This window comes from Candidatus Limnocylindrales bacterium, from assembly GCA_035571835.1.
In the GTDB taxonomy this organism is placed as follows: Bacteria; Desulfobacterota; Binatia; order UBA1149; family CAITLU01; genus DATNBU01.
This window is the reverse complement of sequence record DATNBU010000018.1, coordinates 150428-166050: the sequence shown is the minus strand read 5'-3', so window position 1 is coordinate 166050 and position 15623 is coordinate 150428. Positions and strand designations below refer to the sequence as shown.

10 protein-coding genes are annotated in these 15623 nt (G+C 67.6%); 2 read left to right on the top strand and 8 right to left on the bottom strand.

Annotation, left to right across the window (positions count from 1 at the left end):
* The 3 genes from VN634_09080 to VN634_09070 form a co-directional block, all read right to left on the bottom strand.
* Positions 1-1761 (bottom strand): hypothetical protein (locus tag VN634_09080; GenBank protein ID HXC51022.1); only part of this gene is annotated, 1761 nt, incomplete at its 3' end.
* A 380-nt stretch (positions 1762-2141) separates the two neighbouring features.
* On the bottom strand, positions 2142-6923 hold the full coding sequence (locus tag VN634_09075) for a hypothetical protein (GenBank protein ID HXC51021.1): 4782 nt from the start codon (positions 6921-6923) through the stop codon (positions 2142-2144).
* Positions 6924-7146: 223 nt separating this feature from the next.
* A complete protein-coding gene (locus VN634_09070) occupies positions 7147-8154 on the bottom strand; it encodes a 1-acyl-sn-glycerol-3-phosphate acyltransferase (protein HXC51020.1) in 1008 nt (335 codons plus the stop codon).
* A gap of 97 nt (positions 8155-8251) precedes the next feature.
* On the opposite strand from VN634_09070, the gene VN634_09065 reads away from it, so the two are divergent.
* Both VN634_09065 and VN634_09060 read left to right on the top strand, forming a co-directional pair.
* On the top strand, positions 8252-9130 hold the full coding sequence (locus VN634_09065) for an ArsA-related P-loop ATPase (protein HXC51019.1): 879 nt from the start codon (positions 8252-8254) through the stop codon (positions 9128-9130).
* On the top strand, positions 9127-10248 hold the full coding sequence (locus tag VN634_09060; GenBank protein ID HXC51018.1) for an ArsA-related P-loop ATPase: 1122 nt from the start codon (positions 9127-9129) through the stop codon (positions 10246-10248). The genes VN634_09065 and VN634_09060 overlap by 4 nt, the downstream gene beginning before the upstream one ends.
* A 46-nt stretch (positions 10249-10294) precedes the next feature.
* On the opposite strand, the gene VN634_09055 is transcribed toward VN634_09060, so the two are convergent.
* From VN634_09055 to VN634_09035, 5 genes are read right to left on the bottom strand one after another with little or no spacing between them, the layout of a single operon-like run.
* On the bottom strand, positions 10295-10642 hold the full coding sequence (locus VN634_09055) for a hypothetical protein (protein ID HXC51017.1): 348 nt from the start codon (positions 10640-10642) through the stop codon (positions 10295-10297).
* A gap of 39 nt (positions 10643-10681) precedes the next feature.
* Entirely contained in the window at positions 10682-11989 is a 1308-nt protein-coding gene (locus VN634_09050) for a hypothetical protein (protein ID HXC51016.1), read from the bottom strand.
* A gap of 59 nt (positions 11990-12048) precedes the next feature.
* Positions 12049-12435: a holo-ACP synthase gene (gene acpS, locus VN634_09045; protein ID HXC51015.1), complete on the bottom strand. Its 387-nt coding sequence runs from the start codon at positions 12433-12435 to the stop codon at positions 12049-12051.
* A 27-nt stretch (positions 12436-12462) separates the two neighbouring features.
* A complete protein-coding gene (locus VN634_09040) occupies positions 12463-14175 on the bottom strand; it encodes a radical SAM protein (GenBank protein HXC51014.1) in 1713 nt (570 codons plus the stop codon).
* Between the two features lie 46 nt (positions 14176-14221).
* Positions 14222-15523 carry a DUF4056 domain-containing protein gene (locus VN634_09035; protein ID HXC51013.1) on the bottom strand — a complete coding sequence of 434 codons (1302 nt, stop codon included), beginning with the start codon at positions 15521-15523 and terminating at the stop codon, positions 14222-14224.
* Between the last annotated feature and the right edge of the window lie 100 nt (positions 15524-15623).

Genomic DNA, 15623 nt, shown 5'->3' with positions numbered 1-15623 from the left:
CGCCACGTCGCAGATGCCGCCGGATGCACGGCACTGGGCCGTGCTCTTCGCGTCGATCGGGCACGAGTTGCCGGTGCCGTCGCAGGTTTCCGCGGTATCGCAGACGCCGGCGGACGTGCGGCACTGAGCCGTGCTCTTCGCGTCGCCCGGACACGCGTCGGCCGCACCGTCGCAGGTCTCGGCAAGATCGCAGATGCCGGCCGACGTGCGGCAGACCGACGTGCTCTTGACGTCGGTCGGACAGCTGTTGGCGAGGCCGTCGCAGGTCTCCGCAAGGTCGCAGATGCCGGCGGACGTGCGGCACACCGACGTGCTCTTCGTATCGGACGGACAGCTGTTGCCCGCACCGTCGCACGTCTCTGTCAGATCGCAGATGCCGGCGGACGCGCGACATACTGCCGTGCTCTTCGTATCCGACGGGCAGCTGTTGCCCGCGCCGTCACAGGTTTCGGCAGGGTCGCAGATGCCGGCCGAGCTCCGACACACGGCCGTGCTCTTTGCATCCGACGGACACGTGTTGGCCACGCCGTCACAGGTCTCGGCGAGATCGCAGATTCCGCCGGACGCGCGGCAGACCGCCGTGCTCTTGGTATCCGCGGGGCAGGCGTTCGACGCTCCGTCGCAGGTTTCGATTGCGTCGCAGATTCCGGCTGCCGACCGGCACACGGCGCTGCTCTTCGCATCAGCCGGGCAGGCGTCGGCCACGCCGTCGCAGATTTCCGTCGCGTCGCAGATGCCGCCGGATGCACGACAGACGGCGGTGCTCTTGGCATCCGCCGGGCAGGCGTTCGCCGCACCATCGCAGGTTTCGATCGAGTCGCAGATGCCCGCCGACGTGCGGCAGACCGAGCTGCTCTTGGCATCGGCCGGACAGGTGTTGCTGGTGCCGTTGCAGTTCTCTGCGAGGTCGCAGATGCCGGCGGAGTTGCGACACGTTACTCCCGTCCCGCTTTTGACATCCGCCGGGCACGCATTGGCGACGCCGTCGCAGGTTTCCACGGCGTCGCACACGCCGGCGGCAGAGCGGCAAGTCGCACTGCTCTTCGAATCGCTCGGACACGTCGCAGACGTTCCGGTGCATGTTTCGAGGGGGTCGCAGACGCCGCCGGAAGAGCGACACGTCGTTGCCGTAGAGACGAACGCGTCCGCCGGACAGTTCTGCGAGGTGCCCGTGCAGTTCTCCGCCGTGTCGCAGATGCCGCCGGAACCGCGGCAGACCGTCGACGTGGCGACGAACGTGCACGTTGCCGAGCAGCAGCGGCCGGCAGCGCCGTTGTTGCCGGTGCCGAGGTCGCACGCTTCGGAACCGTTCGTCACGCCATCACCGCAAACCGCGGTAACGGTAAAAGTACCCGGCGCAGCACTCGTCGCATTGCTACCGCCGGACTCGGACGCGCGAATCGTGAATGTCCGGACGACCGCCGGGGTTGCGCTGGTGGTATTGATCGTGAGCGTCGTTACGGCATCGCCCTGCCCGGCGGTGGTCACCGGATTCGTCGTGTACGACGTCGTTACTCCCGCCGGAGTGCCGCCGCTGAAGATCGGCGCGTCGAACGTCACCGTCATTGCGCCGCTGCCGCCGTGAACGGCCGTGACCGTGTATGTAGCGCTTCCCGCCGAACCGGAGCTCAGAGTTCCGCTCTGCGCACTGATCGTCACCGCCGTGACCGTGCCCGAGGCCTGAGCCTGGCTGGCGCTCAGCATGCAGACCGCGGCGGCAAGCGCAGCAGCGAAAGATCTCCCCGGTCTCGAGGTCGGCATGGACGGCTTCGCCGTCCTCTTGATGAAACCCATGTTCCCTCCGGGCACGGCACTTCCCCTGCCGTTGCCGATGCATGGAAAGCCAAAAGACGAGGCCTCCCGTTCTGCTGCCGTAAAGACGGCGTTCCCCGGCAAAAGACTTAGCATGGCCAAGAAATTCAACAAGCGCAGGAGGGGGTTTCCCCGGTGTGGGGCACGGGGAAGTACGATTTTTCGCTGGGTAAGCCCGGTCCGGCGGCGGTGATTCGCGAGCCGATTCACCTGGCGTAGGCCGGATGGCCCACGAGGAGGTGGGCCCTTCAGGCCGGATGGAGGTACCGGCCGGCCCCTAAGGCCCGAGGGACGGGTGGCGGATGCCCAAGCATCCGCCACCCCGTGGACTACGGCCCGGTCGCCGAGAACTGCAGCGTGTTGTTCTTGCTGACCTGCGAGGTCGTGAAGTCTGTCGTCCAGCAGCTTCCGTCGCTGTTGACCATCTGCACGGTGATGTACGGATCGACATCAAAGTAGAAGGTCGAGTCGAACGTCGGCGGCAGCGTCAGGTTCGAACCGGATGCCTTGAAGCCCACCGAGGACTTCCCGGGAGTCACGCTAGCCTTGAGCTTGATCTGCTTGACGCCGTCCTGGGTCCCGTTCTTGTCCTTGTACTGGAACCCGCCTGTCTTCGGGACCCAGAACGCGCTCGGCTGCACCTCGTACGAAGCCACCTTGTTCGGCGTACCGCCGGTGCGGTCGTACACGCACAGCGCGTAGCGCGTCGTCGTCTGCGGACTGCCGAGCGCCGTCGGATTGACGGGAGCTCCGGTCTTCCACTGCCACTTGATCGAGTTCTTCGTGATGTCGCCGGTATCCTTGATGCTGAACTTGTACTTGCCGGCTGCGAAGCATCCGGACGCTACCGGCGTATCGCCGCACAGGTCGACACACGGCGACGAATCGCCGCCGCCGCAGACTCCGGCCGTGCACGTCTCTCCGGTCGTGCAGCCGTCGCCGTTATCGCACGAGCTGCCGTCCGGATCGTTGCCGAGGCAGTTATCGGAGGCCTCGTTGCAGCTCTCGGCGCAGTTGATGTCGCCATCGGCGCCCTGGCAGGGATCGCCCGCGTGCCCGGTGCAGGCTCCGGCAACGCACGTATCGGTGCCGTTGCAGAACGCGTTGTCGTTGCATGACGTGCCGTTCGGCTCGTTGTTCGGCTGGCACGTGCCCGAGCCGTCGCAGGTGTCGCCGTTGTCGCATACGTCGTCGTTACTGCTTCCGCACGGCGTCGTCGCAGGCTCCAGGTTGGTCCTGCAGGTGCCCGAGCCGTCGCAGCTGTCGGCATGGTTGCAGTCGTTCTCGGTGCCGCTTCCGCACGGTGTATCGATGACCGCGGACGCATCGGCCGGACACGCTCCGGTGCCGTCGCAGTTCTCGACCGCATCGCAAGCGCTGACGGCAGTACGGCACACCGTGGCCGTCGATGCGGAAACATCGGCCGGACAGATCGTATCCGCGCCATTGCAGTTCTCGGCTGCGTCGCAGATCGAGACCGCACCGCGACAGACCGTCGTCGACGGCGCAACGCCGTCGGCGGGGCACGCGGCATCGGCGCCCGTGCAGGTTTCGGCCTGATCGCAGATCGAGCTCGAGGGGCGACACGTCGTCGTCGACGACGCGAAGGCTTCGGCCGGGCATGCGTTGGCGATGCCGTCGCAGGTCTCGTCGACGTCGCAGAATCCTGCCGACGGGCGGCAGATCGCCGTGCTCTTGCTGTCGCTCGGGCACGCATTGGCCACGCCGTCGCAGGTTTCGGCAAGGTCGCAGACGCCGCCGGACGCGCGGCACTCGGCCGTGCTCTTGGTATCCGCAGGACACGCATCCGCAACGCCGTCGCACGACTCGGCGGTGTCGCAGACACCGGCAGCGCCGCGGCACTCGGCCGTGCTCTTGGTATCCGCAGGGCACGCATCGGCAACGCCGTCGCACGACTCGGCGGTATCGCAGACACCGGCAGCGCCGCGGCACTCGGCCGTGCTCTTGGTATCCGCAGGACATGCGTTGGCTACGCCGTCGCACGACTCGGCGGTGTCGCAGATGCCTGCGGAGCCGCGGCACTCGGCCGTGCTCTTCGCATCTGCCGGACACGCATCGGCAACACCGTCGCAGCTTTCGGCGAGATCACAGATGCCGCCCGATGCGCGGCACTCGGCCGTGCTCTTGGTATCGGCCGGGCACGCGTCGGCTACGCCGTCGCACGACTCGGCTGTGTCACAGACACCGGCGGAGCTGCGACATTCGGCCGTGCTCTTCGTATCGGCGGGGCAAGCGTCGGCTACACCGTCGCAGGTTTCGGAGGTGTCGCAGATGCCGGCGGAGCCGCGGCACTCGGCTGTGCTCTTCGCATCGGACGGGCAGTCATCGCCCGCGCCGTCGCAGGTTTCGGCCAGATCGCAGATGCCGCCGGACGCCCGGCACTCGGCCGTGCTCTTCGCATCGGCAGGACACGCGTCGTCCACGCCATCGCAGGTTTCAGCCGTGTCGCAGACGCCGGCAGCGCCGCGGCATTCGGCCGTGCTCTTCGTATCGGCAGGACACGCGTCGTCCACGCCGTCGCAGGTTTCGGCCGTGTCGCAGACGCCTGCGGAGCCGCGGCACTCGGCGGTGCTCTTGGTATCGGCAGGACACGCGTTGGCTATTCCGTCGCAGGTCTCGGCGGAGTCGCAGACGCCGGCGGAGCCGCGGCACTCGGCCGTGCTCTTTGTATCGGCAGGACACGCGTTGGCTATTCCGTCGCAGGTCTCGGCGGTGTCGCAGATGCCGGCAGAGCCGCGGCACTCGGCCGTGCTCTTGCTATCGGCAGGACACGCGTTGGCTACGCCGTCGCAGGTTTCGGCCAGATCGCAGACGCCGCCCGATGCGCGGCACTCGGCCGTGCTCTTCGTATCGGCCGGGCATGCATCGTCCACACCGTCGCAGGATTCGGCGGTGTCGCAGATGCCCGCGGAGCCGCGGCACTCGGCCGTGCTCTTCGTATCGGCGGGGCATGTGTCGTCCACGCCGTTGCAGGACTCGGCGGTGTCGCAGATGCCGGCGGAGCCGCGACATTCGGCCGTGCTCTTTGCATCGGTCGGGCAGTCGTCGCTCGCGCCGTCGCAGGTCTCGGCCAGATCGCAGATACCGCCGGACGCGCGGCACTCGGCCGTGCTCTTCGCGTCCGCAGGACATGCGTCGTCCACGCCGTCGCAGGTTTCCGCCGTGTCGCAGATGCCGGCAGCGCCGCGGCATTCGCCCGTGCTCTTCGTATCGGCCGGACAATCGTCACTCGCGCCATCGCAGGATTCAGCCGAGTCGCAGATCCCGGCAGACCCGCGGCATTCCGCGGTGCTCTTGGTATCGGCAGGACACGCGTTGGCTATTCCGTCGCAGGTTTCGGCGGTGTCGCAGATGCCCGCGGAGCCGCGACACTCGGTCGTGCTCTTTGCATCGGTCGGACAGTCATCGCTCGCGCCGTCGCAGGTCTCGGCCAGATCGCAGATGCCGCCGGACGCGCGGCATTCGGCCGTGCTCTTCGTATCCGCGGGACATGCATCGTCCACGCCGTCGCAGGTTTCAGCGGTATCGCAGATGCCCGCGGAGCCGCGGCATTCGGCCGTGCTTTTGGTATCGGCAGGACAGCTGTTGGCGACGCCGTCGCAGCTTTCGGCGGTGTCGCAGATGCCCGCCGAGCTGCGGCATTCGGCGGTGCTCTTCGAATCGCTGGGGCAGGCGTTACTCGCACCGTCACAGGTTTCGGCGACGTCGCAGATGCCGCCCGATGCGCGGCACTCGGCCGTGCTCTTGGTGTCGGCAGGGCATGCGTTGCCGGCGCCGTCACAGGTTTCAGCAACGTCGCAGATGCCGCCCGATGCACGGCACTCGGCCGTGCTCTTGGTGTCGGCAGGACATGCGTTGCCGGCGCCGTCGCAGGTTTCGGCAAGATCGCAGATGCCGCCGGACGCGCGGCAGACCGTCGCGGTGCCGTTCTTCGTATCCGCCGGACATGCGTTGCTTACGCCGTTGCACGTCTCCGCGGTATCGCAGATTCCCGCCGAGCCGCGGCATACGGCCGTGCTCTTGGTATCCGCAGGACAATCGGCAGCCGCGCCGCTGCAGTTTTCCGCCAGGTCACAGACGCCCGCCGATCCGCGACAAGTCGTCGATGAGGACACGAACGAATCTGTCGGACACGCTGTCGACGCACCGGTGCAGACTTCGGCGGAGTCACAAACTCCCGCGGACCCGCGGCAGGTAGTGGTCGAATCCAGCAGTCCGTCGGTCGGGCACGTGTTCGACGTACCTGTGCAGGTTTCCGCGGCGTCGCAGACACCGGCCGAACCGCGGCACAACACAGAAGATGCCGAGAACGCGTCCGTCGGGCAGGCGGCGGCGGTGCCGTCGCATCGCTCCGCAGTGTCGCAGGTTCCGATTGAGGCGCGACAGACCAGCGTGGTGCCGCTCTTCGAATCGGCGGGACAGTTGTTGGTGACTCCGTCGCATGTCTCGGTCGGATCGCAGATGCCGGCCGAGCTGCGGCAGACCGCCGAGCTCTTGGAATCGGAAGGACAGTTGACCGAGTTGCCGGGACAGACCTCCGCAAGGTCGCAAACACCGCCGGCCGCGCGACAGGTCGTTGCGGTCGAAAGCAGGCCGTCCGCCGGACACGTCGAGGACGTGCCGGTGCAGGTTTCCGCCGCATCGCAGACGCCGGTGGCCGTGCGGCAGACCGTACTCGTCGATGCGAACGTATCTGTGGGACATGCGTTGCTCGTGCCGGTGCACGACTCGACACTGTCGCAAACGCCCGCCGAGCCCCGGCAGGTCACGGTGGATGCCGCGAACACGTCGGCGGCGCATTTGCCGTCGGTGCCCGTACAATTTTCCGCCACGTCACAGACGCCCGCCGCTGCCGGCCGACACAGCGTCGCATTCGACCGGATGTTGCATCCCTGCCCGCCGCTGCCCGGACAGCACGGCGTACCGGTTGCCCCCCCGCCTTCATCGCATTCCTCGCCGGCCTCGAGAACACCGTTAGCGATGTTTCCGGCGCCCTGGCACTTGTTGGCGGCGACAGAAGGTTGGGCAAAAGTGAATGCGCTCATCATGACCAGCGCAGACAGCGAAAGCCTCATGGATTTCGAAACCATAATTCCTCCCCGAAACGGCGTGGCGACCGTTCAACGTGCTTCCTTCGACAGAAGCTCATTCTTTAGAAAGGAGGATCATCGCAGACCCCGTCTCGTGACGGGCCCCCCGCGCGACCATCCTTATGGAGCGCCATGAGTTAACATTTCTTTATGATGGGTGAAAGGCCGAAGGACCGGCGCGCAAATAAATTGTCGTTCAGCGCGTGGACCGCGCGGCGACGCTTCAGCGCGAGGATCGGACCGCGAGAAGCTCTCCAATGCAGGCCTGCATGCGGGCCCGAACCGCATCCATGATGGCGTCCGTTGCGGACGCGTCCTGCCGCTCGCCGCCGTATTCCAGCGCGGGACCCAGTCGTATGGTCCATGTCACGGGGAGTGGCAGGATGCCGGCAGGCCCCAGCAGGGGGAACTGCGCAGTGAGCGGGATCAAACCGAAACTGCCGAGGAGCGGGTAGCTGTCTTCATTTCCCAGCACGGCTCCCGGAACGATGCGCGCGCCCGATTCCAGCGCTGCGGCAAACAGGCCGTGCGAGTCGAAACGCGCGAGCCGATAGCGCCGGTCGTAAGTTTTCGTCCGTGCCGCGACGCCCTCTGGAAACGCGAGCACGACTGCACCGCGTTCGAGCAGCGCCGACGCGTTTTCGCGTGTCGCCGCAACCAGCCCGATCCTTCGAAAGAAATCCGACAGATACGGAAGCTCCGGAAAATCCGCATCCCAGAGCACGGCGAGCCGCCGGCCCGCGAGCCGCCCGTCTCCCAGCCACGCCCAGAGCACCAGCGCTTCGATCGGAATCGGCCACGCGCTCCGGTTCACCAGAAGGAGAACCCCTCCACGCTCGGGAAACGCGCTGCTTCCAGCTTCGTGAAGGCCGAGCCAGCGCCGCGACAGAGGTTTGACGATTTCGCGCACGCTTTCGGCGAGCCCCGCATCGAAGCCGAGCTCGTCGACCGGACCCCCGGCCGTCCATGCAGCAAACAGCTCGCGCCGGCCCGCCGCAGTTGTCGCACCAGCCGCCAGGCTCGAGGCTGCGCGCCATCCGAGCCGCGCGACGTGCAGTGCGTATTCGCCGGCCGGTCCGAGCGACGGGGCCGAGCGCTCGAGCTCGATCCCGACGCGTTTTTCGAGCGCACCGAGGCGGGCAAGAAAAATGTCGCTGACGGTCGCGCTGCGCGGGCGCGCCTCTTCGCCCGCAGGAATTCCGGAGACCGCCGCGTCCATGCGCGGGATCATGGGTAGTCGCCCCGCGCCTTGCAACGGATCGGCCTGCAGAGTTGCCGGCTCACCTCGCATTGCCGGCGGCCCGGCGCCGTACTAGACGCGAGAGATCGTGAGTGCGCGCATCCTTTTCGTGACCGGCAAGGGAGGCACCGGGAAGTCCTGCGTTGCCGCCGCCCTCGCGCGCGAGGCGCTGCGGCGAGGGCGTCCGTCGCTGCTGATGCGCATGCCGTCGTCGTCGCACGCGACCGGAGACGAAGGGCCTGCCGAGGAGGACCGCACCGCGAAACGCCGGCGCGGCGTCTCCGAACCGGAAGAGAAGATCCTCGACGAGCGCCGCGACCTCGAGAGCTTTCTTACCCGCGTTCTCGGTCTGGCATTCATCGCAAGGCGGCTCCAGGACAGCAGCACGTTCTCGGCGGTCGCTGCCGCTGCGCCGGGACTTCGCGATCTGGTCGCGCTTACGGCCATCACCACCGAAGCGCGGCGCAGGCGCGGCGTCGTCGTCGTCGATGCACCGGCAAGCGGCCACAGCGTTCCGATGCTGACGGCACCGTCGCGCGTGCACGACCTCGCGCCGTTCGGACCGGTCGCGCGCGAAGCCGGAGCCGCGCTCGCCGCGCTCGCCGATCCCCGCCGCTTTGCTGCCGTGCTGGTCACGACGCCGGAAGAGCTCGCGGTCACCGAGATCCGCATGCTGCACGACCAGGTCGCCGACGCCGGCGTCGCGGCCTGCCGCGTCGTCGTCAACGGCTTCTGGCCGGCCTACGTTTCGAAGACGGACGGCGACCGCATCCGCCGGTCGAAAGTTTCCGCCGACGCGGCCATGTACATCGCCCGCCATCGCCGCCAGCTCGAGCTCGTCGATGCGCTCGAGAAAACCGTCGGCCACTGCCCGCGCATCGCATTCTCGTTTCGCAGGCAGGGAGCCGAAGCGCCGGAACAGGACATCGCGGCGGTGCTCGACCGCCTCGACGAGGACGCTGCGTGAAGCCGGCAGCCGGATCGCTCGCGGCGGCGCTTTACGGCAAGCGACTCGTCGTGCTCGTCGGCCAGGGCGGCGTCGGCAAGACATCCGCATCGGCGGCGATCGCGTACGGCAAGGCGTGCGGCGGCGCGATGGTCTCGGTGCTTACCGTGGATCCGGCTCCGCGTCTCGGCGACGCGCTCGGCATCGCGACCATCGGCGCGGATCCGCAGGACGTCGCGCTGCCAGAAAGCGCGCGCGGCACGCTGACGGCAATGCGCCTCGACACCAAGCGCACGTTCGACCGCATGATCGAAGAGAACTCCTCGTCGGCGGCCGTCACGCAGAAGCTGCTCGCGCACCCGATCTATCGCGCAATCTCCGAGCAGCTCGGCGGCACCGAGAACTACATGGCGTTCCAGCGCCTGCACGAGCTCGTCGCGCAGGGCGGCCGCGACTGCCTCGTGGTCGACACGCCGCCCGCCACGAACGCGACCGAGCTGCTTTCGGCGCCGTCACGCCTGGCCGGTCTTCTCGATACCGGCGCGCTTTCGATCATTGCCGAGCCGGCACGCCTCGTCGCACGCACCGGCGGCGTGCTGGCTCGCGCCACGATCTCGCTCGTGATCGCCGCCATCGGCCGCGTGACCGGCACGCCGCTGCAGCGTGAGGTCGGCCAGTTCGTCGATCTGTTCTCGGATCTGGTCGGCGGCCTCGAAGGCCGCGCGCGCGCGATCGACGAGCTGCTGCGTGCACCGGAGACGGCATTCGTCCTCGTCACGCGACCACGCGAAGGCGACGTCGCCGATGCGCTCGCGTTTCGCGCGAGTCTCGACCGCATGGGAATCCGCGTTGCCGCTGTCGTTGCCAATCGCGTGACGCCTGCGGCGACGCCGTCGTCCGAGCCGGATGCGATCCGGCTTGCGGGACTTACGCCGCGCCAGCGCGGCGCGGTGATCGCGATGGAAGCCGACATGAATGCCCTGCGCGCGCTCGAGCGCAGCGCGCTCGTTCATCTTCGCGAAAGCCTGGGCGGGCCCGGTGATCCGCCGGTGTTCGAACTGGCCGCGCGCGACGTCGACGTTGCCTCGCTCGACGACATCGCGATTCTCGCGCGCGAGCTCGAAGCCGCTCCGAAGTAGAACGGCAATCCGACGGGATCGGGATTTCCGCTGCAGCGGCGCGTCGTCAGCCGGCTGACTTCGCGCGAGGGCGGCGCGCGCGACGGCGTTCACCCGGCTCGGCGGCATTGTGGTCTTCGTGCGCTTCTTCGATCAGGCGATCGATCTTGCGCGACAGGTTCGCGAGCGTTGCCTGCATCACGTCCATCTGCCGGCGAAGAGCTTCGAGGTCGCCGCGTGTCGGGAGCCCGGCGAAACCCAGGACGGTCGAAACGTTGTCGTCCATTGCGGCCTTGGTCTGCGCGGCGGTCTGCAGCACGGTACCGGCCGCGTTCATCACGCGCTTCTCTCCGAAAACCCTGCCCAGCTCCTGCAGAGCGGAAAAGAGCGCACCTTCGACGCCGCGTCTGGCCATGGGGCGACTATAGGCGACCGCCTGCGCAGCGGCCAGTAGCTAGAGAGCGCGAACGCGCTCGGTCAGATCTTCGAGCGCAGCGGAGGCGCGGGCCCACACGCGCGACATGAGATCCGCCTGCGCCGCGCGGCGCGCTTCGACGCCAGCCTCGGCGGCTCGAAAGCTCGCGACGGCCGACTCGGTCTCGCCGGCGATCTCGCTCTCGAAGCGGTCCCAGAACGTTCGTACGAACGGTGCGCGCGCGGCGAAATCCTTTTCGACCTCACCGAGCAGGGACTTGAAGCGGTGCCATGCTCCGCCCGACGATGGATCGGACTCACCGCGAACGAGCTCGGCAGGAAGCGGCGCGCCGACGAAGACCGGAAGATACGGCGAGACGCACGGGTTGGTCAGCGCCATCCACGCCATCACGGGAGCCGTGCTGCCGTCGAGCTCGACGATCATCGACGCGGTCGTGGTGCCGACCGGATCGGCATGCATGCAGACGCTGAAGTAGCGCTCCTGGTCGGGCGACGCGCCGGGGAGATGCACGTCGCCGCTCTGGTAGTGATCGCGCATCACGCGCCGCGCCGAGGCAACGTCGAGCCTGGCGCCGGCCAGTGCGCTGCACGTCGTGCGATAGCGGCCCGACGATACGATCGGCGGAACGATCTCGGTGCTGCGATACGCGCGCGCAAAATCGAACCGCACGCCGGTCGGCTCGGGCCACCAGTCGAGCGCGATCGCATGCTCGGCAGTATCGTGGCCGATGCGGTCCCAGTCCTCGCCGATCGTCACGTGGTTGCTCGCGGCCAGAATGCCGTCGTGCGCGCGCTTCAGCGCCCAGCGCGATGCCGATGCTTCGAGCAGCCATGCGTCGTGCGCGTCGGCGATCAGGAACGAGTTGTTGTATGGCCAGTTCGTGTCCGAATAGCCGGAGCCTCCCTGACCATGGCGTTCGATGAGCTCGATGATCACGTTGGCGGCGGCTTCGGCCGTCGCTCCGCGCTCGAGCCCGAGGCGCACGAGGTCCATGCCGAGCAGGCCGCTCTGGCCGGGAACGTCGCGAGTGAAGATCGTGTGGTTGCCGATCGCGACGCCTTTCTCGTTGACGCCGTGCTCGAGTCCCCACAGCCACGATGGACGCGCTCCCACCAGCGCGAACGTCTGGGCGACGTCGTCGATCTCGATGTACTGGCAGCGAAGTGGCGAGCCTTCCGGCGACCTTCGCGCCGGAGCCGAAAACAGCGGCTGGCATTCCGCGGCCGGACGGTCGGAGTTCTTCGCGAAGATCGTGTGACCGCCGGCCGTGCGCGACCCGAGCGCCACCATGCTGTCGCAGCTGACGCGGAAATCGGGGACAGACACCGATTGCGTGGGGCACAATCGGTGTCTGTCCCCGTTTACGCGACTGTCCCGTTTTTGCTTCATTCGACGGTCTCCGCGACGACCGACGCGAGCGCGAGCGGCTCGGCGTGCGTCAGCGAAACATGGATCGCCGAGACGCCGAGCTCGCGCGCGCGCTCGGCGACGCGTCCGTGAAGAACGATGCCGGGCGCACCGGATGCCGCGCGCACGACTTCGATCTCACGAAACGAGAACGCGATGCCTTCGGCGCCGAGCGCTTTCATCACGGCTTCCTTGGCAGCAAATCGTGCGGCGAAACATTCGGCCGGATCTTTCCGGGTCTCGCAGACGCGCCGCTCGTTCTCGGTGAAGACACGCGCGCGGAAGCGAAGGCCGCGCTCGGTGTCGCCGGCGGCGCGCCGCACGCGCTCGATGCTGACCGCATCGATGCCGATTCCCACCACCACCGGTCTATTCCAGCGGATCCCGCATGCCTAGCACGCACCGCACGTGCGGCACGTCGCGACGTCGCACGGCTCGGTTTCGCGCTCGGCATGCGCGCGGCGGCGTTCGAGCCACAGGTACGAGCGGTTGATGTGATGATCGATGAAGTCCCACGGAAACAGCGCGTCCTCGGGATATTCGCGATGCACGAACGCGTCGAGGTCGAACGCGATGGCCGGATTTTCACCGCGACGGATCTCGCCGAGCTCCTGCCACCAGCCGCGCTCGGTGCGGGCAAGTGCTTCGATCACGTCGGCCACGCGGCGATCGCCGCGGCTCATGAGCGTCTGCATGTAGGCCTCGCGCGGCGAATCCGCGTCGAGGTCCACGTTCGGCATTCGCCCGACCTTTCGGCGGATATAGGCGATCTTCGCCTGCGCGACGGCCACCGGCACCATCGGATCCCACTGGAACGGAGTCCACGGCTTCGGCACGAACGGATTGAGCGAAACGGTGATGCGCCCGACGCGCCCGCGTTTTCGGCCGTGGCCCATCATGCGGTCGCGGATCTTCGCCGCGAGCTCGCAGATGCCGTCGAGGTCGGCCTCGGTCTCGGTCGGCAGCGCGCACATGAAGTAGAGCTTGAGCGAATCGACGCCGTCGCCGACCATCAGCTCGGCGGCGCGAAGGATCTCGCCTTCGGTCAGGTTCTTGTTGATCACGCGCCGCATGCGCTCGGATCCGGCTTCGGGCGCGACCGTGACCGACTTCGTGCCGCTGCCGGCGAGAACCTTCGCAAGACGCGGGCTGATCTGGTCCGCCTTGAGCGACGACGGCGACGGACGGCCGCCGGCCGCTGCAATGCGCTCGCATGTGGATGCAATCGCCGGATGACTCGCCATCTCGGCACCGACCAGACCGACCGTCGACGCCGCGGCGTGCGGCAGCCCTTCGAGCGCCTGCGCGGTCATCGACTCGGCGCTGCGATGGCGCACCGGCCGGTACATGAATCCGGCCGCGCAGAACCGGCAACCCCACTCGCAGCCGCGGCTCGCCTCGACGAGGAAGTAATCGCCGAACACCGATCCCGGAGCGACGACCGAAGTTGCCGTCGGAAACGCATCGAGGTTGGCGACGTAGCGCCGCGTGACGACGGCGGGCGCGCCATCTTTTGGAGTGCGCCGCACGAGGTGACCGCTTTCGCCGTACTCGACGTCGTAGCGATCCGGACGGTACGCGCCTTCGACGACGGACATCTCGTCGAGGATCCGCTCGCGCGAAACTCCGGCCCACGCCTCGGCGCCGGCGAATGCATCGCGGATCATCTCTTCGCCTTCACCGATCAGGAACAGGTCGAAGAACGGCGCCACCGGCTCGGGATTGAGAAACGTTGCCGGCCCGCCGGCCAGCAGCAGCGGCCAGCCGCGCTCGCCGTCCTTGCGATCCCTGGTGCGCGCCGGAATGCCGGCGCTGTCGAGGATGCGCACGATGTTCGGGTAGTCGCTCTCGAACGACAGCGAGAACGCGAGCACGTCGAACTCGGCCGGCGAGCGTCCGCTTTCTTCGGTCTTCGGCCGCGTGCCGTCGTCCGTCAGAAAGACCCGTTCGCAGACGATGCCGGGGGTCGTCGAGAGGATCCGGAACACCGCCTGGTAGCCGAGGTTCGCCATCCCGACGGCCCACGTATTCGGATACGCGAGGCAGACCGAGACCGGTCCCGATGTATTGGGACGGAATAGAAGCTTCTCTCCGGGATGCGCCAAGACCGGAGACTATAAGGCTGCGAGCGTCCGGTAGGAAACCCCGCTTTTACGGGTGATCGGCCGGACCGCCGAGCGCTCTGCTCGTCTCGCGACGGATCGCGTCGACGATCGTCGGGAAATCCCCCGGCGTGATGTGCCGGTCGCCGCCGCGCGGGAACGGAAACCCGTGCGATGCGAGCTTGTCGCTGACGACGAGCTCGACCGATGCAACGTCGCGGATCGTGATGCCACCCAAGCGATCGATGGTGTGCAGCACGACCGGCTCCTGGTGACCATCGCAGCCCGGCGCGGCGTCGACTGTTCTTCCCGAGGCCGATTCGATCAGCCACGGCGGCACGGTCCCGTAGATGTCGAACTTGCGGCGGCGAAGCACCTTCCAGTCGGGAACCTTGCGCTGCGGATCCCACCAGAGGCCCGCCACGGCTTTCATCGCGTCGGCGGCCGCTTGCTGCGAGACGATGCCGAGGGCATCGAGCGCCGCGTCGATCCACGCGCTCATCGCCGAGTCGTATTCGGCTTCGTTACGAAACGTGCGCGTTGCGAGAAGCGCTCCGGCGAGCCTGGTTCCGAGCAGGTTCGAGTACAGATCCTCGATCGAAAACGATGAGATCTTCTCGGGCCACGGCGGTACCGTTTCGTGGCCGTACCAGGTTGCGATCTCGCGCCACACCGAAAGCTCGAACGTGGTCCACTCGGCAGCCGCGATCGAAAACGCGTCGCGCTCGCGTCCGGACACGGCTCGAGGCAGCGGCCGGACGCGAACCGTGCGCGTGCCGCCCTGGTCGGCGAGCACGATGTCGCCGCCGCCGTCGAGGCGCGCACGGATCTGCGGCGCGAGATACGCGGTCAGGTCCGCGTAGTCGCGAAGGTGCGCGGTGTCGATGAATCCGCCGCGACACGTGTACGCGATACCGTTGCTTTCGCGCGACGGCTGTCCGGGAGCGTGCGCGACCGGGCTCGAAGCGAACTGCACAAGCCCGGCGCCGTACGAGTGCTGACCGATGTCGGAGCGCCCGCGCACCGTCTGCATCGAGAATCCGGGCACTGGCACTGCACCGATCTTGACCTTCAGATCGTATCCGAACGCGCAGCACGGTCGCAGCCGATCGGGCTCGGGCGGCACGAAGAACGGCAGAGGTCCATCCTGCGGTGTATGCTGCTCCGCGACGCGGATGTGCCCGTCGCCGGCTGTCATCACGTCGAGCAGCAGCTCGCGCGTCGGAGCGGGCGCGGCAGCAATGCGGCTTCGCTTTCCCGACAGCTGCGTACAACCCGTCAGCACGATGCAAAAGATCGCGCACGCGACGAAGACCGTCGACCGCAACGGCTGAGCTCGAACCGACATCATCGGGACCTGCTTCGAGTTGCGCTGCTTTTTGCCGGATGTGCAACACCGCGCCGCACCCCTGTGGCGCAACGATCTCGGCCATTGCTGCCCAACTGCGTAC